This is a genomic window from Acinetobacter sp. 5862 (genome assembly GCF_024494585.1).
Lineage (GTDB): Bacteria > Pseudomonadota > Gammaproteobacteria > Pseudomonadales > Moraxellaceae > Acinetobacter.
On sequence record NZ_JANHGP010000020.1, the window covers coordinates 1 to 21,109 of the forward strand.

A 21,109-nucleotide genomic window follows, 5' to 3' on the forward strand; every position below is an offset into this window, starting at 1 on the left:
GAATCTGGTATCGTTAAAGTTGGCGAATCAGTTGAAATCGTTGGTATCCGTGACACAGTTGTAACGACTGTAACTGGTGTAGAAATGTTCCGTAAACTTCTTGACGAAGGTCGTGCGGGCGAGAACTGTGGTGTTCTTCTACGTGGTACTAAGCGTGAAGACGTACAACGTGGTCAAGTACTTGCTAAACCAGGTACAATCAAGCCACACACTAAATTCGATGCGGAAGTATATGTACTTTCTAAAGAAGAAGGTGGTCGTCATACTCCATTCCTTAACGGTTACCGTCCACAGTTCTACTTCCGTACAACTGACGTAACTGGCGCAATCAAGTTACAAGAAGGCGTAGAAATGGTTATGCCTGGTGACAACGTTGAGATGTCAGTAGAGTTAATCCATCCGATCGCAATGGACCCAGGTCTACGTTTTGCGATCCGTGAAGGTGGTCGTACTGTAGGTGCTGGTGTTGTTGCTAAAGTAACTGCATAAGCCCAATATTATATTACATTCAAATCGAAAGCTTCGGCTTTCGATTTGCTTCATAGGCTAGTAGTTCAATTGGTAGAGCGTCGGTCTCCAAAACCGAATGTTGGGGGTTCGAGTCCCTCCTGGCCTGCCACTTTTTTTAAATAAAAAAGCTTAATTCTGGCTAAGTTGTCATATAATAATTCGCGAATTCTACGACGAGTAAAAAAATGTCGAATGATAAATCGCGTGACGCATTAAGCGACGCGCCAATCCCTCAAAGAAATAATGCTGCAGAAGTTATAAATGCAAATTCTCCACTTGATATTGTCTTGTGGTTAATTGCAATTGTTTTGTTAGTTGGTTCAGCATTGGTAAATCAACATTTACCAGCCTATTGGGCACCTGCAAATGATATTTGGGTGCGCGTTGGGGTAATTTTGGCTTGTGTCGTCGTCGCTTTAGGTTTATTATACGCCACCCATCAAGGCAAAGGCTTTGTGCGTTTGTTGCAAGATGCGCGAATTGAACTGCGTCGAGTGACTTGGCCAACAAAACAAGAGACGATCACGACATCGTGGCAGGTACTTTTGGTTGTGGTTGTTGCATCATTGGTTTTATGGTGTTTCGATTACGGGTTAGGTTGGTTTATTAAGTTAATTATCGGGTAAGAGTGCGATGAAACGTTGGTATATTATTCATGCCTATTCAGGTTTTGAAAAACAAGTGATGCGTTCACTTAATGACCGAATCCAGCGCAGCACTGTTGCTGATAGTTTTGGTGAAGTCCTTGTCCCTACTGAAGAAGTAGTGGAAATGAAGGATGGTAAGAAGCGTAAGTCTGAGCGTAAATTTTTTCCTGGCTATGTATTAGTCGAAATGGAAATGAATGATGATACTTGGCACATCGTTAAAGAGTGTCCAAAGGTTCTAGGTTTTATTGGTGGCACACCAGAAAAACCAGCGCCAATTTCTCAACGTGAAGCTGATGCAATTCTTGCGCGTGTACGTAATACAGGTGAAGCACCTCGTCCTAAGACAATGTTTGAGCCTGGTGAAGAATTACTCGTAGTTGATGGTCCGTTCACTGACTTTAAAGGGGTCGTGGAGGAAGTGCAATACGAAAAGTCACGTTTAACGTTGACGATTAATGTATTTAATCGACCAACGCAAGTTGAACTCGAGTTTCGACAAGTCGAAAAAACGATTTAATTTGAGTTGGTTGGTCAGCGCCCGATTTGATCGGGCATTGTTGTTCTAACACTTCGGTGTTGTTTAATTTTTTGGGGAGCCTGACGGCGTTTGTACCCAGAGGTAATTTTCAATGGCTAAGAAGATTGACGGCTATATCAAGCTGCAAGTTCCAGCTGGTAAAGCAAATCCATCTCCACCAATTGGTCCTGCTTTAGGTCAACGTGGTGTAAACATCATGGCATTCTGTAAAGAATTCAATGCTGCTACACAAAAACTTGAAGTTGGCTTGCCAATTCCTGTCGTGATCACTGTGTACAACGATAAGTCGTTCACATTCATCATGAAAACTCCACCTGCATCTATTCTTCTTAAGAAAGCTGCTGGTATTCAAAAGGGTTCTTCTGTACCTAACAAAACTAAAGTTGGTAAGTTGACTCGTGCTCAATTAGAAGAAATTGCGACGACTAAAGAACCAGATTTAACTGGTGCTGATTTAGACGCTCGTGTGCGTACCATTGCTGGTTCTGCACGTTCTATGGGCTTGGAAGTGGAGCTATAAGACATGGCAAAGTTAACTAAACGTCAAAAAGCCATTGCTGCTGCTGTAGAAGCAAACAAAGTTTATACTTTGGAAGAAGCAGTACAAGTTCTTAACAGCCTTCCAGCTGCGAAGTTCAAAGAATCATTAGACATCTCTGTAAACCTTGGTGTTGATCCACGTAAATCTGATCAGGTTGTTCGTGGTGCGACCACTTTACCTGCAGGTACAGGTAAAACTGTACGTGTAGCAGTATTTGCTCAAGGTGCTGCTGCTGAAGCTGCAAAAGAAGCAGGTGCAGATGTTGTTGGATTTGATGACCTTGCTGAAAGTATTCAAGGTGGAAATCTTGATTTCGACGTGGTTATTGCTGCTCCTGATGCAATGCGCGTTGTTGGTAAGTTAGGTACAATTCTTGGTCCACGTGGCTTAATGCCAAACCCTAAAGTGGGTACAGTGACTCCAGATGTTGCTAATGCAGTTAAAAATGCTAAATCTGGTCAGGCACGTTACCGTGTAGACAAAGCGGGTATCATCCACGCTGCAATCGGTCAACTTGGCTTTAGCGAAGAAGCTGTACGTCAAAACGTTGAGACTTTAATTGCAGATTTAAAACGTTTAAAACCTGCAACTTCTAAAGGTGTATACGTTAAGAAGATTACTTTAAGCTCGACTATGGGCCCAGGTCTTACTGTTGACGTAAACAACGTTTCTAAGTAATTAGACAGAATTTTAAAGCCCTGAGTAAAAATCAAAGTGCTGCTTTGATTTTTATGCAAGAAACGCGTTGTCGTATTTTGCGAACTTAGGCAAACTTTGAATTGGTAAATGAATATTTATCAGCGTCAAAGACCTCAGGCGAGAAGTGTTTTCGGACACTTTTCTTAAAAATCCAGTCTGAGTAGACGTGGTGGTGTGATTTGTTCCTCCTCCACGTGTAAGTCGAAAGGCTTACGAATTGGGAGTGTGCCTGTATAGGTGCATAAATCACCGTTAGGAGGTTTTACAATGGCTCTTCTTATCGAAGGCAAAAAACAGATCGTTGCAGAAGTAAGCGAAGTTGCTTCTAAAGCGTTTTCTGTTGTTGTGGCTAACTATCAAGGTTCAAGCGTAGAGCAGTTGACACAACTTCGTGTTGAAGCTCGTAAGTTGGGTGTTACAACGCGTATCGTACGTAACACTTTGGCTAAGCGCGCATTAGAAGGTACTCAATTCGATATCTTAAATGACAACCTTGTTGGCCCAACCATTCTCGGTTTCTCAACTTCTGAAGATGACATGGGTGCAGCTGCACGCTTGTTCGAAGAATTTGCGAAAACTAACAAAGCATTTGAACTTAAAGCTGCCGCATTTGACGGTAAGGTTTATCAAGGTGCTGACGTTAGCGTAATTGCAAACCTTCCGAACCAAGAAAAAGCGCTTACTATGCTCGCGTCTGTTCTTCAAGCTCCTATTTCGAAATTGGGTCGCCTCATTACGGCACTCAAAGAGAAAAACGAGTCAGAAGCGGCTTAATCCTATTTTCACACCATTCAATATCCATTTGGAGTTATTCTCATGGCTTTAACAAACGAAGAAATCTTAAACGCAGTTGCTGAAAAAACTGTTCTTGAACTTGTTGAATTAATCTCTGCTTTCGAAGAGAAATTTAACGTATCTGCTGCTGCTGTTGCTGTTGCTGCTGCTCCAGGCGCTGCTGCTGCTGTTGAAGAACAAACTGAATTCAACGTTGAGTTGACTTCTTTTGGCGCGAACAAAGTTGCTGTAATTAAAGCAGTTCGTGAAGCAACTGGTCTTGGTCTTAAAGAAGCGAAAGATCTTGTTGAAGGCGCTCCTGCTGTTCTTAAAGAAGGCGTTTCTAAAGAAGAAGGCGAAGAACTTAAGAAGAAGCTTGAAGAAGCTGGTGCTACAGTTACACTTAAGTAATGCTGTAGGGAGTCGATTTTTTCAAAATCGGCTCCAAAAAATGGCTGATGGCTCTTGGGTCATCAGCCTTTTTGCGTTACAATAATCGGCTCGTTTTTTGATAGTTTTACGCTTATTGTGCGTATTATTTAAACAAAATTCATGAAATCAAACGCTTACCAATATTTTTTTGCTTATAAAAATATTGTTAAGCGTTTTAATACCACTAAAAATTGCAGCATTTGTAAACAGTGGTGGCCATATCGGCCTGCGTAATTCCTTCTAGACCCGTTCTGCAGGCGGGTTTAGTTTACTTTCCGAGGACTCCAGATGGCATACTCATATACCGAAAAGAAACGGATCCGTAAGAATTTTGGTAAATTGCCCCACGTAATGGAAGCACCGTACTTACTGTCGATTCAGGTCGATTCGTACCGTACATTCTTACAAGGCGGTAAAACTCCAAAAAATCGCGAAGATATCGGTCTCCAAGCCGCATTTCGTTCAGTTTTTCCTATTGAAAGTTATTCTGGCAATGCTGCTTTAGAATTTGTTGAGTATAGCCTTGGTAAGCCTGAGTTTGACGTGCGTGAATGTATTTTACGTGGTTCAACTTATGCAGCACCAATGCGCGTAAAAATTCGTTTGATCATTAAAGATCGTGAAACGAAATCAATTAAAGACGTTCGTGAACAAGAAGTTTACATGGGTGAAATGCCACTCATGACCGATAACGGTACTTTCGTTATCAATGGTACTGAGCGTGTCATCGTATCTCAATTACACCGTTCACCAGGTGTATTCTTTGATCATGATAAGGGTAAAACTCACTCAAGTGGTAAAGTGTTGTATTCAGCACGTATTATCCCTTACCGTGGTTCATGGTTAGATTTTGAATTTGATGCTAAAGATTTAGTATACGTACGTATTGACCGTCGTCGTAAGCTGCTTGCAACGGTGATTCTGCGTGCCTTGAATTACAGCAATGAACAAATCTTGAATTTGTTCTATGAAAAAGTACCTGTATATCTTGATATGGGTAGCTATCAGATTGATCTTGTTCCAGATCGCTTACGTGGTGAAATGGCACAATTTGATATCTTAGACAATGATGGTAAAGCGATCGTTGAACAAGGTAAACGTATTAATGCACGTCATGTACGTCAAATGGAAGCTGCGAACTTAGCCAAGCTTTCTGTACCTGATGAATATTTATATGAGCGTATTACAGCTGAAGATATCACACTGAAAAGTGGTGATGTGATTCCTGCGAATACCGTACTTAGCCATGACATCATGGTGAAGATCGCTGAAGGTGGTGTTAAACAGTTTAACATCCTGTTCACGAACGACATCGATCGTGGTCCTTTCGTTGCAGATACATTGCGTGCGGATACAACAACAGGTCGTGAAGAAGCACTTGTTGAAATCTATAAAGTCATGCGTCCAGGCGAACCACCAACGAAAGAAGCTGCTGAGAACTTATTCAACAACTTATTCTTCTCTTCTGAGCGTTATGACCTTTCTCCAGTGGGTCGTATGAAGTTCAACCGTCGTTTGGGTCGTCCTTATGAAGTGGGTACTGACCAGAAGTCACGTGAAGTTGAAGGAATTCTGTCACACGACGATATTATTGATGTATTACGTACATTAGTAGAAATTCGTAATGGTAAAGGTGAAGTCGACGATATCGATCACTTAGGTAACCGTCGTGTACGTTCTGTTGGTGAAATGACAGAAAACCAATTCCGTGTTGGTTTAGTTCGTGTTGAACGTGCTGTTAAAGAGCGTTTAAGCCAAGCAGAAACAGATAACTTGTCTCCACAAGATTTGATCAACGCAAAACCTGTTGCTGCTGCAATCAAAGAATTCTTTGGCTCAAGCCAATTGTCTCAATTCATGGACCAAAACAATCCATTGTCTGAGATTACACACAAACGTCGTGTATCTGCGCTTGGCCCTGGTGGTTTGACACGTGAACGTGCGGGCTTCGAAGTACGTGACGTACATCAAACTCACTACGGTCGTGTTTGTCCAATTGAAACGCCTGAAGGTCCAAACATTGGTTTGATCAACTCGCTTTCTGTCTATGCAAAAGCGAATGACTTCGGTTTCTTGGAAACACCATACCGTAAAGTTGTAGATGGTCGTGTAACTGATGAAGTTGAATATTTATCTGCAATTGAAGAAGTAGGGACTGTCATTGCACAGGCTGACTCCGCTGTTGATAAAGATGGCAACCTGACTGAAGAAATGGTTTCTGTCCGTCATCAAGGTGAATTCGTACGTATGTCGCCTGAGCGTGTCACACATATGGACGTTTCTGCACAGCAGGTTGTTTCAGTTGCGGCATCATTGATTCCATTCCTTGAACACGATGACGCGAACCGTGCATTAATGGGTTCGAACATGCAACGTCAGGCTGTTCCTACATTGCGTGCTGACAAGCCGCTTGTTGGTACAGGTATGGAAGCAAACGTAGCACGCGACTCAGGTGTGTGTGTGATCGCAAACCGTGGCGGTGCGATTGAATATGTTGATGCATCTCGTATCGTTATTCGTGTCAACGAAGATGAAATGATCGCAGGTGAGGCGGGTGTAGATATCTACAACCTGATCAAATATACACGTTCAAACCAGAATACCTGTATTAACCAAAATGTTATCGTGAAATTAGGCGACAAAGTTGCTCGCGGTGATATCTTGGCTGACGGTCCATCGACTGACATGGGTGAACTTGCGCTTGGTCAAAACATGCGTGTCGCGTTCATGACATGGAATGGTTATAACTACGAAGACTCGATCTTATTATCTGAGCGTGTACTTCAAGAAGACCGTTTAACGTCAATTCACATTCAAGAATTGTCATGTGTCGCACGTGATACTAAGTTAGGTGCGGAAGAGATCACAGCGGATATCCCGAATGTGGGTGAAGCTGCTCTGTCTAAGCTTGATGAATCAGGTATCGTATATATCGGTGCTGAAGTGACTGCTGGCGATATCCTTGTAGGTAAAGTAACGCCTAAAGGTGAAACTCAGTTAACACCTGAAGAAAAACTACTTCGTGCAATCTTTGGTGAAAAAGCAGCGGACGTAAAAGACTCATCTTTACGTGTTCCATCAGGTACGAAAGGTACAGTGATTGACGTTCAAGTCTTCACGCGTGATGGTTTGGAAAAAGATGAACGTGCACAAGCAATTGAAAAAGCTCAGCTTGATGCATACCGTAAAGACTTGAAAGAAGAATACAAAATCTTCGAAGAAGCAGCACGTGAACGTATTGTTCGTTTGTTGAAAGGTCAAGAATCTAACGGTGGTGGTTCAACTAAACGCGGCGATAAACTTTCTGAAGACGTATTGTCTGGTTTAGAGCTTGTTGATTTACTCGAAATCCAGCCAAATGATGAAGCAATTGCTGAACGTTTAACTCAAATTCAAGTGTTCTTGAAAGAGAAGAGTTACGAGATTGACGAGAAGTTTGCTGAGAAGAAGCGTAAACTTTCTACAGGTGATGAATTAACAACTGGCGTATTGAAAGTTGTTAAGGTTTACCTTGCAGTTAAACGTCGTATCCAGCCTGGTGATAAGATGGCGGGTCGTCACGGTAACAAGGGTGTTGTATCAAACATCTTACCAGTTGAAGACATGCCACATGATGCGAATGGTGTACCAGTCGACATCGTATTGAACCCATTAGGTGTACCGTCACGTATGAATGTGGGTCAGATTCTTGAGACTCACTTGGGTATGGCGGCGAAAGGTCTTGGCGATAAGATCGAAAAAATGTTGAAAGAACAACGTACAGTGATTGAACTGCGTGAATTCTTAGACAAGATTTATAACAAGGTTGGTGGTGAGCAGGAAGAGCTTGATAGCTTGACTGACGCAGAAATCTTGGCGCTTTCAGGTAACTTGCGTGCGGGTGTTCCATTAGCGACCCCTGTATTTGATGGTGCTGAAGAAAGTCAGATCAAAGACTTACTTGAATTGGCAGACATTTCTCGTACAGGTCAAACAGTATTGTTTGATGGTCGTACAGGTGAACAGTTTGACCGTCCTGTAACTGTAGGTTACATGTACATGCTCAAATTGAACCACTTGGTTGATGACAAGATGCATGCGCGTTCAACAGGTTCTTACTCACTTGTTACCCAACAGCCGCTTGGTGGTAAAGCACAATTCGGTGGTCAGCGTTTCGGTGAGATGGAAGTATGGGCACTTGAAGCATACGGTGCAGCATATACGCTCCAAGAAATGCTTACAGTGAAGTCGGATGACGTCGAAGGTCGTACACGCATCTATAAGAATATTGTAGATGGTAACCATTATATGGATCCGGGTATGCCTGAATCGTTCAACGTATTGACCAAAGAGATCCGTTCTTTAGGTATCAACATTGAACTGAAAAATGGTGACTAAATCCCCCTCGATTCCCCTTTATTAAAGGGGGAAGTTCTCCTCTTTGTTAAAGAGGGGTTAGGGGAGATTCCAAATTTCAGTAAAAACAATATTTGTGACCCAGTCGGAAGAGCGTAGCTCCCCGACACACGGAGAAAAAAATTGAAAGACTTGCTCGATATCATGCGTAAGAAAACGGATTCAGAAGGTCATGCACCTGTTGAATTTGACCGTATCCGTATTGGTCTTGCGTCACCAGAGATGATTAAGTCATGGTCTCACGGTGAAGTTAAAAAGCCTGAAACCATTAACTACCGTACTTTTAAACCTGAACGTGACGGTTTGTTCTGTGCCAAAATCTTTGGTCCAGTAAAAGATTATGAATGCTTGTGTGGTAAATACAAGCGTATGAAATACAAAGGCGTCATTTGTGAAAAATGTGGCGTTGAAGTAACAACTGCAAAAGTTCGTCGTGAGCGTATGGGTCACATTGAACTTGCTTCTCCAGTTGCACACATTTGGTTTTTGAAATCATTACCAAGCCGTATTGGTTTACTGCTTGATATGACATTACGTGATATCGAACGTGTATTGTATTTCGAATCTTATGTTGTTACTGATCCTGGTATGACTCCGTTTGAAAAGTATCAACTTTTAACAGACGAAGAATACTACAATGCACTTGAAGAACACGGTGATGAATTCACTGCGAAAATGGGTGCAGAAGCAGTTCAGGATTTATTAAAAGATATCGATCTTGAAGCTGAGATTGCGCGTTTACGTGAAGAAATTCCACAAACAACGTCTGAGACGAAACTTAAAAAAGCGTCTAAGCGTTTGAAATTGATGGAAGCATTCAAAGATTCAAACAATAAGCCTGAATGGATGGTGATGAACGTACTTCCTGTACTTCCACCAGACTTACGTCCGCTTGTACCACTTGAAGGTGGTCGTTTCGCGACTTCAGACTTGAACGATTTATATCGTCGTGTGATCAACCGTAACAACCGTTTGAAGCGTCTTCTTGACCTTGCTGCGCCAGACATCATCGTACGTAACGAAAAACGTATGTTACAAGAGTCTGTTGATGCGTTGCTTGATAACGGTCGTCGTGGTCGTGCAATTACAGGTTCGAACAAACGTCCATTGAAATCTTTGGCAGATATGATCAAAGGTAAACAAGGTCGTTTCCGTCAAAACTTACTTGGTAAGCGTGTTGACTATTCTGGTCGTTCGGTCATTACCGTAGGTCCTACTTTACGTCTTCACCAATGCGGTCTTCCGAAGAAGATGGCACTTGAATTATTCAAGCCATTTATTTTCGCGAAACTACAAGCATCTGGCCAAGCAACAACCATTAAAGCTGCGAAGAAAATGGTTGAGCGCGAAACGCCAGAAGTTTGGGACGTTCTAGCTTCTGTCATTCGTCAACATCCAGTCATGTTGAACCGTGCGCCAACACTTCACCGTCTAGGTCTTCAAGCATTTGAACCTATTCTGATCGAAGGTAAGGCAATCCGTCTTCACCCACTCGTATGTGCTGCGTTTAACGCCGACTTCGATGGTGACCAAATGGCGGTACACGTTCCATTGACATTGGAAGCACAGTTAGAAGCACGTGCGTTGATGATGTCGACCAACAACATCTTGTCACCTGCAAATGGTGAGCCGATCATCGTTCCTTCTCAGGACGTTGTCTTGGGTCTTTACTACATCACACGTGATGCAGTAAATGCCAAAGGTGAAGGCATGGTGTTTGCCGATACTCACGAAGTTAACCGTGCATTAGCAACGGGTAAAGTTGCGATCCATGCACGTGTAAAAGTACGTGTACATCAAACTGTAATTGATGAAAACGGTAACCGTGAAAATCAAACAATTATTGTTGATACAACACCTGGTCGTTGCTTGTTATGGGAAGTCGTTCCACAAGGTTTAAGCTTCGATATGATCAACCTTGAGATGACTAAGAAAAACATCTCTAAGTTAATCAACTCTTGCTACCGCAAACTTGGTTTGAAAGATACTGTTATCTTCGCTGACCAATTGATGTATTTGGGCTTCCGTCAAGCGACGCGTTCAGGTGTATCTGTTGGTATGGAAGACATGTTGATTCCACCAACCAAGCATACGATTATCGATAAAGCTGAAACCGAAGTTCGTGAAATCGAACAACAGTTTGAGCAAGGTTTCGTCACTGCAGGTGAGCGTTATAACAAAGTTGTCGATATTTGGGCGCGTACTAACGACCAAGTTGCGAAAGCGATGATGGATAACTTGTCTTATACCCTTGTTAAAAACAAACAAGGTGAAGATGAGAAACAGAAATCATTCAACTCGATTTATATGATGTCTGACTCGGGTGCCCGTGGTAGTGCGGCGCAGATCCGTCAGCTTGCTGGTATGCGTGGTTTGATGGCGAAGCCAGATGGCTCGATCATTGAGACCCCAATTAAAGCAAACTTCCGTGAAGGTTTGACGGTACTTCAGTACTTCATTTCAACACACGGTGCGCGTAAAGGTTTGGCCGATACCGCATTGAAAACTGCGAACTCGGGTTACTTGACACGTCGTCTTGTAGACGTAGCACAAGATTTGGTGATTACTGAATCTGACTGTGGTACAGCGGGTGGCCTAGTGATGACACCATTCATTCAAGGTGGTGACGTTATTGAACCATTACGCGATCGCGTATTAGGTCGTGTAACTGCTGAAGATGTACGTCGTGCATCTGATGATGAAGTTGTACTTCCACGTGGTACGTTAATTGACGAGAAAATTGCTGCTCAGCTTGAAGAAGCGGGTGTCGATGAAGTCAAAGTACGTTCAGTGATTGCATGTGAATCTACATTCGGTGTATGTGCGCGTTGTTATGGTCGTGACCTTGCACGTGGTCACTTGGTGAACCCAGGTGAATCAGTGGGTGTTATGGCTGCACAATCAATTGGTGAGCCAGGTACACAGTTAACGATGCGTACGTTCCACGTGGGTGGTGCTGCGAGCCGAACGTCTGCTGCAAACAGTGTTCAAGTCCGTAACAAAGGTACTGTACGTTTCCACAACGTGAAAACTGTACAACATGCCAAAGGTCACTTGGTGTCAGTTTCACGTTCAGGTGAAATTGGTATTGCGGATGAATTAGGTCGTGAGCGTGAGCGTTATAAACTTCCTTACGGTGCAACCATCTTGTTGAAAGATGGTGAAGCTGTAGAAGCGGGCGGTATCGTGGCGACTTGGGATCCACATACACATCCACTTGTTACCGAAGTTGCTGGTAAAGCGCGTTTCAGCCAGATCGCTGATGGCGTAACTGCAACATCGAAAACTGATGATGCAACGGGTATGACCACTGTTGAAATCTTGCCTGTAACAGCTCGTCCTGCTTCTGGTAAAGATTTACGTCCTGCAATTGTGTTGGATACAACAGATGGTGGCGAACAATTCTACTTCTTACCACAAAATACGATTGTAACCGTTCGTGATGGCGCAACGATTGGTGTGGGTGATGTACTTGGTCGTGTACCACAAGAAACTTCACGTACCCGTGATATTACCGGTGGTCTTCCACGCGTAGCTGACTTGTTCGAAGCACGTAAACCGAAAGAACATGCGATCTTGGCAGAAGTGTCTGGTATCGTGAGCTTTGGTAAAGAGACCAAAGGTAAGAACCGTTTAGTGATCACACCTGATGATGGTTCAGAGATCTACGAAGAATTGATTCCAAAATGGCGTCAAATCAACGTGTTCGAGGGTGAGCATGTCAACCGTGGTGAAACCATTTCAGATGGTCCACAAAACCCACATGACATCTTGCGTTTGAAAGGTGAAGTAGCATTAACTAACTACATCGTGAACGAAGTTCAAGACGTTTACCGTCTCCAAGGTGTAAAAATCAACGATAAGCACATCGAAGTTGTTGTACGTCAAATGTTGCGTAAAGTTGATATCACCGATGGCGGTGATACAAGCTTCATCAAAGGCGAGCAAGTGGATTACATCCGCGTTGTTCAAGAGAACCAAGCTGTCTTGGCTCAGAACAAGTTCCCAGCGAAGTTTGAACGTCAATTGATGGGTATCACCAAAGCGTCGCTTTCTACTGACTCATTCATTTCTGCTGCATCGTTCCAGGAAACAACACGCGTGTTAACTGAAGCGGCTGTAACAGGTAAAGAAGATGATTTACGTGGTTTGAAAGAAAACGTTGTTGTGGGTCGCTTGATCCCAGCGGGTACAGGTCTTGCATATCACTTAGAGCGTCGTCGTCAAGAAGCAGAAGCTGCTGAATTTGAACTTCATAACGATTTCAGTGAAGTTGACCAAGCATTTAGTCAAGCGTTGAACTCAGACCAGTTCTAAGTCTTAACGAATTAAAAAAGGCACCTTTGGGTGCCTTTTTTATGTTTGAAAATAGCAAAATGATTGTATTTAGAAAACTAAACTCAGTTTTCATAGATATAAATTAGTGTGATTGTATAAATTGATTCACTTGTTGGGTATATGCATTATCTTCTCCTAAAGATCTATTTATTTCACGATGTGAAAGTGGGAGTGATAATAATTGTGCGGATGTCCCAAGTTTTTGTGCTTGGTGAATAAATTGTTGAGCCTGTATACAGGGTTGATCAGGGCGAGTGGTTGAGCAAACAGCGAGAAATGCAGGTAAACTTTGATGTAGTTGTAAGATCGGAGATAGAGCTTTCCAGTTCTCAGGTTGTTGGCCAAAGGCTCGATCATAAAATCGAGCGTGCCGATTTTGCATTATTTTTTCGATATCGTAAGCAGCACTATCTAAGGCAATGGTTGCTCGCCAAGGTTGCGGTTGTGGAGTTAACCACGAGGGCCGTACTGTAACTAAGCTGACTAAATGTGCACCAGCAGAATGCCCTATCAAAATAAGCCGTTTTGAGTTTGCATGCCAATCATTTGCATGTTTTTGAATATAGAGTAAAGCATTTGATATATCTTGAGTCTGTTGCTGTACGGTTGCATTTGGAACTAATCGGTAATTAACGGAGATCAAAAGCCACCCACGTTTACCCCAATAATCGACTTTATTTTTTACTACTGCAGCATTATTTTTATCACCTATACTCCAAGTACCACCATGTACCATAACGATGATTGGGGCTAGATTATTATCAGTGTGTGGTTTAGATGGGAAATAGATATCCATTATTTGTTGGGAATCATGACCATAAGCAATATTTTTATGTGATTCTACTTTTGCTAATGTTTGGAACTTGAAAAAATTTGCCTGAGTTGCTGAATTCAAACTCATCAAGATCAACATGGATAGCATAAATCTTGTCATTTTTTCGCCCCTGTTAAATTATATTTTACATTGAGCCACACATTTTGTTTTCATGCTGATTAGATTGGAACTTTGACTTCATTTCCAATAACATAATTCAATCAACAGTGTAGTATTGTATTGATCAAAGATTCTTCCATTTAGTTTATTTTATTACAAAAAGAAAAGAATGCACTTAGAGCAATTACATAATCTGATTATTTTCTAACAAAAATCAGATTATGCTTAGACTATAAAGTTGAGGAGTTTTGGACATGAAAAAAACAATGGGTTTAATTTCAACATTAGTATTATCTACTTTGATGTTTACAGGTTGCCAAAACATGAGCGCATCTGATCAGCGTATTGGTGCAGCAGCATTGGGTGGTGCAGTTGGTGGTGGTGTTGGTAATCATGTAGGTGGCGGCTTAGGAGCGGGTGTAGGTGCAGCAGCAGGTGCTGGTGTAGGTGCAAATGCCAAGGGTGGTAGTAGTAATTCAACCACAAGTAGTGCAATTGGCGCAGGGATTGGTTCTGTGATTGGTAAGTCTATTTTTGGTGGTGATACTGGTGCAGCGATTGGTGGTGCAATCGGTGGTGGCGCAGGTGCTGCAATCCAAGAGAAGAAAAGATAATTTCTCAGATTCAAAAATGCCTGCAAAACCTTGCAGGCATTTTTATATGCGTAAAATTAAGCACTGACTTTGGGCTTTTTCAGACGGATATACAGAACCTTTTCAACTTCTGCAATTCGCGTTCCTGCATCATCCACAATATTCAATGTATAGTTTCGAAACACAGGTTCATGATTTTCAGCCAGTTGCTTAATTTCCGCAATTTCAGTGGCACTGAGCTGTATATCCGCATAGACGGAGCTGCGACCAGGTGACAGGAAATTAATAGAAGCACTTTTGTCCCAAACAATATATTTATGTCCTAAATGATGCATGAGAATCAGCATATAAAAGGGATCAACCATCGAATATAAACTGCCCCCAAAATGTGTTCCGACGATATTACGATTTTTTCTAGTCAGCGGCATTTTGACACGAATGAAGTAACGATCAAGATCAAATGTTTCGATTGCAATGCCTGCCCCACGATAAGGGGAATAATGATTGAGCATAAATTTAGAAATCGCTGGAATGGTTCGAATTTTTTTGAAAAAGTCTTTCATGGTCAATTTTTTTTCTTGCAACGCTATTCATACTCCATAAGTATCATTTTTAGTGCATCGCTGGCAATGGCTGTTTTATAACCAAGCCGATAGAAAACAAAATGGGAAAGAATTATGCAAGAACAAGTAAAAACAGTAACCACTTCTGACCAACAAAGCCTCTGTGTCAAAACATGGGGTGATGAAAAGAAAACACCATTGGTGTTAGTACATGGTTATCCCGATAATCAAGAAGTATGGGAACCAATTATCGAGCAATTGGTTGATGACTATTATGTCGTTACTTACGATGTTCGTGGTGCAGGTTTGTCATCAATTCCAAAGCGTATTAAAGACTATCGATTACCGCGTTTATCTTTGGATTTACAAGAAGTGGTTGATCAAGTGTTACCCAACCGCAATTTCCATATGGCAGCGCATGACTGGGGTTCTTTACAGTCTTGGGAGTCAGCAACTGAACCTAAGTTAAAAGGCCGTTTACTATCTTATACAACAATCTCAGGCCCTTGCTTGGATCATGCTTCCTTATATTTGCGTGAAAAGTTTAAATCTACACCAAGTAATGTACTGAAAATGCTGACTAAATCTTGGTATATTGGTGCTTTCCATTTGCCATTGGTTGCTCCAACCGTATGGACTTTCTTTAGTCCAGAAAAGTGGGGTAAGATTTTAAGTGGCTTAGAGAAAAAACAAAATTTGCCATTAAATGCAAATATTATGTCAGATGGTAAATACGGTATTAATTTGTATCGTGCTAACTTTATTCCTTCACTGGCTCAACCACGCCAACGCTATGCTCAATGTCCTGTACAGGCGATTGTATTAAAACGCGATGCATTTGTTAGCCCTGAGTATATTACCGAATCAATGCCAAAATGGGTCGAAAACTTTGAATATGTTGAACTTGATGCCAATCACTGGGCGGTTCTAAGTCAGCCAACTAAAATTGCTGAACTAATCCGTCATTTTGTAAAACGCCAGACTGTTTAAGGCTTTAGCGGATTAATCAAAATAAAAATCACTTAAAACAGATTGCAATTTGGCGACATTTTCAGCTTCTATACAATGAATCTGCTAGAATGTCGCCTTTCTTTTTGCTCCTAAATTTTGTCCATGAATGCTGTCGTAATTGCGATTGCCGTGATGTTTATTTTGTCACTGGCACGTGTTTCTGTTGTTCTCACTTTGGTCATATCAGCCATTATTGGTGGTTTGGTTGCTGGACTGAGCCTTTCTCAAACTGTAGAAGCTTTTAATGCAGGACTGGGAGATGGTGCTGAAGTCGCTTTGGCTTATGCTGTTCTAGGTGCTTTTGCCTTAGCATTATCTAAATCTGGTTTACCAGATTTACTTGCACATAAACTGATTGGTTTATTAGGAATGGAAGCCAGTAAAAATCAAGAAAAAAAAGTGAAATATCTTTTATTAACGATTTTACTCATCGCTGCAATTTTCTCTCAAAATCTAATCCCAGTTCATATTGCTTTTATTCCTGTATTGGTTCCGCCATTGTTAAAAGTGATGAATCACCTCAAGCTTGATCGACGTGCGGCAGCATGTGTACTGACGTTGGGTTTAGTTGGAACATATATCTTCTTACCTGTGGGCTTTGGTGCCATTTTCCTTGAACAAATTTTGATGGGGAATATCAATAAAATTGGGGCTGCATATGGTTTGCATGTAGAACGTAGCATGATGCCTATGGGCATGGCGATACCTGTTTTGGGTATGGTTTTAGGTACTTTAGTCGCTGTGTTTATTAGTTATCGTAAGCCCCGTGAATATGTTGATCGATCAATTTCACCTGTTACAAGCATTGATTTGGATAAACCACTACGAGCAAAAACACAAGCTGAATATGACCTCAAGGCGGATGCTGAAGAGTTGAAGCATGAAGCTGAAAATGTACCTTATATTTCCAAAAAAACCATGCTTATGGCGTTACTTGCAATCGGTTTAACCTTAGTTGCGCAGTTGTATTCAGGTTCGATGATTTTAGGTGGCCTTGTTGGTTTTGCTGTGTTATCCGCTTCTGGCATCTTTAAATGGCAAGAAGCTGATGATGTGTTTGTGCAAGGGATGCGGATGATGGCCTTAGTTGGTTTTATCATGATTTCTGCGGCAGGTTTTGCTTCAGTCATGACGCATACAGGCGACATTACTCATTTAGTGAATGGTGTTGTACATATCATTGGTGATAATCATGCTTTAGCTGCGTTCTTGATGCTATTTATTGGCTTGTTTGTCACGATCGGTATTGGTTCATCTTTCTCAAGTGTGCCTGTGCTGGCAGTGATTTATGTGCCACTCTGCGTACAATTTGGATTCTCACCTTTGGCGACAATTGCATTGATTGGTACTGCTGCTGCATTAGGTGATGCAGGTTCGCCTGCCTCAGATTCAACATTAGGACCTACAGCAGGACTAGGTGTAGATGGTCAACATGATCATATTTGGGATACTGTAGTGCCAACATTTATACATTTTAATATCCCGCTACTTATTTTTGGTTGGATCGCAGCAATGGTTTTATAATGAATAGAGAATGGTTCCATAAGGAACCATTTTTTATATTAAGAAATAATAAAATATCATTTATATTAAATATAATAATTATGCTTATTAAATAATAACTATATTTATTTTAAACCACCTTGATATGAATAGTTGCTATTTATTTATCATGGAATAAATAAAGTGAATTTTTTTGTCTTTTTATTCCTGTTTATTATATTAAGTTCTCATTCTATTTTGTAATAAAACTAAATTTATTTAGTGTATACTTTAAAAGATTTAATTTAAATATATATTTAAGCTGGTTAATTCTTATAAAAACACTTGGTTTTCAATTGGTTAATCATAGTAAATTAGTTTGATTTATAAATAATTACATATCTTTACAAATTTATATTGTTGTTAATCAGATATTTGTAAAAATAATTAAATTGGTCGGAATTAATATGTATTGCATAAAATAAAAAGACATGATTATTATTAAATACAGGTTGAAATTTTGATTAAAGAGGTTTTTTTTAAATGCTAAAAAAATTATTAGTTATTACATTATTGGGGTTGTCTTCAACTGCGTTTGCAGGTGGTTTTCAGGTTAAGGTCGGTGGTAGTGTTATTGCGCCAACTGCAGATACAACAGTAGCTCCAGGTGCTGTAGTTAAAGGTGATCATGAATTCGCATTTACACCTTCAGTAGAATATTTCTTTGGTGATACGCCTTTTTCAGCTGAGGTTTTGCTTGCTAACCCAATTAATCACGATGTTCTATTAAATGGTGAGAAAGTTGCAAGTGTTCGTCAATTACCACCGACAATCACAGCAAAATATAACTTTAAGAATTCAACTCGATTTACTCCATATATTGGTGTTGGTGGTACAGCCTTCATTGCATGGCACGAAAAGGGCTTAGCTGATGACGTGAAAAATACTTATGGTTTTGCTGGTCAGTTAGGTTTTAATTTCCAACCTGCTGACGCTAAAAACTGGGGTGTATATATGGATGTTCGATATGCAGATCTTAGCCCTGAAGTTAAGTTGGTTAATGGTACGAAGTTTGATTTAGACCTAAATCCTATGGTCTATACTTTGGGCTATAGCTATAAGTTCTAAGACGATTTAGATTTAAAGAAACCTCACAAATCGTGAGGTTTTTTATTTTGCAATCGTAATATAAAACAGATACAAGCCTAAAAAGAGCGTGCGGTAAGCTAAGAACTAGTTTTTAATAAGTTGTGATCGGTGATGAAAAAATTATTAAGCTCAGCATTATTTCTTATGTCATTACTCATTTTATCTCAAACCCATGCCGCCAGTTTCTCATGCAAAGCTGCAAAATTGAAATCGGAACAACAGATTTGTAATGATCGTGGTTTAAATGATGCGGATGTAAAACTGGCAACAACTTACCAGATTATTTTGCACGCACTACCTATGGGAGGACGTGATGCAGAAAAAGATAAGCAATTCCAATGGTTGAAACAGCGTAATTCATGTGCAGCAAATACTTCTTGTCTTCGCCGTGCATATGCACAAAGACAACAGCAATTGGATCAACTTCTACAAACACGTATATTGAGCCAAGGACCATTCTAATTGTTCTTTTGTGCATTTTTTAACTGAAAAAATAAAACACAAGGATTGAAATATTCAAGATATGCACCATTCATAAATCATTCCAAATATATAAGCCTCAAGATAAGGAGTGATTTATGAGTGAACAAGTCGCACAAAATTATAGTTTCCAAGCTGAAGTTGCTCAGTTATTACATTTGGTGACGCATTCCCTGTATTCCAATCCTGAAATTTTCCTGCGTGAATTGATTTCCAATGCATCGGATGCCTGCGATAAGCTGCGTTTTGAAGGGATTAATCACCCTGAATATTATGAAAATGATGCAAACTTACATGTTCGTGTGAGCTTGAATAAAGAAAATAAAACTTTAACTATTTCCGATAATGGTATTGGTCTGAGCCAACAAGAGGCGATAGAGAATCTTGGTACGATTGCAAAATCGGGCACTAAAGATTTTATGTCAAAGTTAAGTGGTGATCAGAAAGCCGACGCACAGTTAATTGGTCAATTTGGTGTTGGTTTTTATTCTGGCTTTATTGTTGCCGATAAAATCACGGTGGAGTCGCGCCGTGCAGGTCTGGATGCTGCCGAAGGTGTGCGTTGGATCAGTGGTGGAACGGGCGAGTTCGAAGTTCAAACAATTGAGAAAGAAACCCGTGGTACCGATATCATCTTGCATTTACGTGATGATGCACTTGACTATTTAGAGTCGTGGAAAGTTAAACAAATCATCAATAAGTATTCAGATCACATCAGCTTGCCAATCGAAATGCAAAAAGAAATCTGGCAAGAAGAGGAAGTCGCTGAAGGTGAAGAGCCTAAAGGCGGTCAGATGGTGAAGACGGATGAATGGGAAGCCATTAACTCTGCTAGCGCATTATGGACACGTAGTAAGAGCGAAATCACTGATGAGCAATACATCGACTTTTATAAAAATCTCAGTCATGACTTTTCAGAACCTCTAGCATGGGCACATAACCGTGTCGAGGGTAGTACTGAATATACGCAATTATTGTATATCCCAAGTCAAGCCAAACAAGATCTGTTTACACGTGAAGCAAAAGCGGGCATCAAATTGTATGTGAAGCGTGTATTCATTTTGGATGAAGCAGACAACCTCATTCCAAACTATTTACGTTTTGTACAAGGCGTGGTCGATAGTGCTGATTTACCATTAAATGTCAGTCGTGAATTACTTCAAGAAAGCCGTGATGTGAAAACCATTCGTGAAGGCAATGCGCGTCGTGTCTTGACTTTATTGGATGGTTTAGCAAAGTCGGAAGATGAAAAAGACCAAGAGAAATTTAAAGCTTTCTACACTGAGTTTGGTTCGGTATTAAAAGAAGGTTTAGGTGAAGACACGGGTAATCGTGAACGTATCTTAAAATTATTACGTTATGCAACTTCTAGCAATGATGAGATCAGTACTTCTTTTGCTGATTATAAGTCACGCATGAAAGAAGGGCAGAAAGCGATTTATTACGTGACTGCGGATAATTTAACGGCTGCGAAAAACTCACCACAACTTGAAGTATTCAAGAAGAAAGGCATTGAAGTTTTACTCATGGCAGATCGTGTTGATGAGTGGGCAATGAATTTTGTCTTTGAGTTTGATGGTACGCCATTACAGAACGTGTCTAAAGGTGCAGTTGATCTTGGTGATCTACAGGATGCGGATGAGAAAAAGGCGCTTGAGCAAGCGGCTGAACAATTTAAACCTGTGGTGGAGCGTTTAAGCAGCTCATTGAAAGACAAAACCAAAGAAGTGCGAGTAACGACACGTTTGGTGGATTCACCAGCATGTTTGGTAACGAGTGAGGGTGAGCTTTCTCCGCAATTGATTCGCATGTTGAAACAGGCAGGTCAGGCTGTTCCTGAAAGCAAGCCAACGCTGGAAATTAACCCTGAACATCCATTGGTAAGAAAACTAGAAAACTCAGCACAGTTTGATGATCTCGCGAATGTGATCTTCGATCAGGCGGTAATTGCTGAAGGTGGCTTACCAGAAGATCCTGCGGCTTATGTCAAACGTATCAACAGCTTGTTATTACAATAAGT

17 protein-coding genes and 1 tRNA gene are annotated in these 21,109 nt (G+C 41.0%); 16 read left to right on the forward strand and 2 right to left on the reverse strand.

The genetic code is table 11. From position 1 onward, the window contains the following. From NO346_RS03120 to rpoC, 10 genes are all read left to right on the forward strand, one after another. A partial coding sequence (locus tag NO346_RS03120) for an EF-Tu/IF-2/RF-3 family GTPase (protein ID WP_256414202.1) occupies positions 1–489 on the forward strand: 489 nt, incomplete at its 5' end. Positions 490–543: 54 nt separating this feature from the next. Then, positions 544–619 (forward strand) — tRNA-Trp (locus tag NO346_RS03125). Between the two features lie 76 nt (positions 620–695). Continuing rightward, positions 696–1,136: a preprotein translocase subunit SecE gene (gene secE / locus NO346_RS03130; RefSeq protein ID WP_256414203.1), complete on the forward strand. Its 441-nt coding sequence runs from the start codon at positions 696–698 to the stop codon at positions 1,134–1,136. A gap of 7 nt (positions 1,137–1,143) precedes the next feature. After that, complete coding sequence (gene nusG, locus NO346_RS03135; RefSeq protein WP_004659359.1) at positions 1,144–1,677, forward strand: transcription termination/antitermination protein NusG; 534 nt, start codon at positions 1,144–1,146, stop codon at positions 1,675–1,677. A gap of 112 nt (positions 1,678–1,789) precedes the next feature. Beyond that, positions 1,790–2,218 carry a 50S ribosomal protein L11 gene (gene rplK, locus NO346_RS03140; RefSeq protein WP_004637639.1) on the forward strand — a complete coding sequence of 143 codons (429 nt, stop codon included), beginning with the start codon at positions 1,790–1,792 and terminating at the stop codon, positions 2,216–2,218. Between the two features lie 3 nt (positions 2,219–2,221). Beyond that, complete coding sequence (rplA, locus tag NO346_RS03145; protein WP_005163060.1) at positions 2,222–2,917, forward strand: 50S ribosomal protein L1; 696 nt, start codon at positions 2,222–2,224, stop codon at positions 2,915–2,917. Positions 2,918–3,205: 288 nt separating this feature from the next. Further along, positions 3,206–3,712, forward strand: a complete 507-nt coding sequence (rplJ, locus tag NO346_RS03150; protein ID WP_005163057.1) for a 50S ribosomal protein L10 — start codon at positions 3,206–3,208, stop codon at positions 3,710–3,712. Between the two features lie 42 nt (positions 3,713–3,754). After that, complete coding sequence (gene rplL / locus NO346_RS03155) at positions 3,755–4,123, forward strand: 50S ribosomal protein L7/L12 (protein ID WP_087543097.1); 369 nt, start codon at positions 3,755–3,757, stop codon at positions 4,121–4,123. A 309-nt stretch (positions 4,124–4,432) separates the two neighbouring features. After that, complete coding sequence (rpoB, locus tag NO346_RS03160) at positions 4,433–8,521, forward strand: DNA-directed RNA polymerase subunit beta (RefSeq protein WP_087543096.1); 4,089 nt, start codon at positions 4,433–4,435, stop codon at positions 8,519–8,521. A 141-nt stretch (positions 8,522–8,662) separates the two neighbouring features. Continuing rightward, positions 8,663–12,856, forward strand: a complete 4,194-nt coding sequence (gene rpoC / locus NO346_RS03165) for a DNA-directed RNA polymerase subunit beta' (RefSeq protein ID WP_256414204.1) — start codon at positions 8,663–8,665, stop codon at positions 12,854–12,856. A 103-nt stretch (positions 12,857–12,959) separates the two neighbouring features. Here the strand turns inward: rpoC and NO346_RS03170 are convergent, their stop codons facing one another. Beyond that, entirely contained in the window at positions 12,960–13,811 is an 852-nt protein-coding gene (locus NO346_RS03170; RefSeq protein ID WP_256414205.1) for an alpha/beta hydrolase, read from the reverse strand. Between the two features lie 254 nt (positions 13,812–14,065). Here NO346_RS03170 and NO346_RS03175 point away from each other — a divergent pair, with 254 nt between their 5' ends. Then, on the forward strand, positions 14,066–14,425 hold the full coding sequence (locus tag NO346_RS03175; protein ID WP_005163042.1) for a YMGG-like glycine zipper-containing protein: 360 nt from the start codon (positions 14,066–14,068) through the stop codon (positions 14,423–14,425). Positions 14,426–14,481: 56 nt separating this feature from the next. Here NO346_RS03175 and NO346_RS03180 read toward each other — a convergent pair whose 3' ends face one another. Next, positions 14,482–14,988: a DUF4442 domain-containing protein gene (locus NO346_RS03180; RefSeq protein WP_005163039.1), complete on the reverse strand. Its 507-nt coding sequence runs from the start codon at positions 14,986–14,988 to the stop codon at positions 14,482–14,484. A 93-nt stretch (positions 14,989–15,081) separates the two neighbouring features. Between NO346_RS03180 and NO346_RS03185 the strand changes: the two genes are divergently transcribed. The 5 genes from NO346_RS03185 (at position 15,082) to htpG (ending at position 21,107) form a co-directional block, all read left to right on the forward strand. Continuing rightward, on the forward strand, positions 15,082–15,957 hold the full coding sequence (locus NO346_RS03185; protein ID WP_256414206.1) for an alpha/beta fold hydrolase: 876 nt from the start codon (positions 15,082–15,084) through the stop codon (positions 15,955–15,957). Positions 15,958–16,080: 123 nt separating this feature from the next. Beyond that, positions 16,081–17,502 carry a Na+/H+ antiporter family protein gene (locus NO346_RS03190; RefSeq protein WP_256414207.1) on the forward strand — a complete coding sequence of 474 codons (1,422 nt, stop codon included), beginning with the start codon at positions 16,081–16,083 and terminating at the stop codon, positions 17,500–17,502. A 501-nt stretch (positions 17,503–18,003) separates the two neighbouring features. After that, entirely contained in the window at positions 18,004–18,588 is a 585-nt protein-coding gene (locus tag NO346_RS03195) for an OmpW family protein (protein ID WP_178882925.1), read from the forward strand. 132 nt (positions 18,589–18,720) lie between these two features. Continuing rightward, positions 18,721–19,071: a lysozyme inhibitor LprI family protein gene (locus NO346_RS03200; protein ID WP_050042044.1), complete on the forward strand. Its 351-nt coding sequence runs from the start codon at positions 18,721–18,723 to the stop codon at positions 19,069–19,071. Between the two features lie 116 nt (positions 19,072–19,187). Then, positions 19,188–21,107 carry a molecular chaperone HtpG gene (htpG, locus tag NO346_RS03205; protein WP_256414208.1) on the forward strand — a complete coding sequence of 640 codons (1,920 nt, stop codon included), beginning with the start codon at positions 19,188–19,190 and terminating at the stop codon, positions 21,105–21,107. The last annotated feature ends 2 nt before the right edge of the window (positions 21,108–21,109 follow it).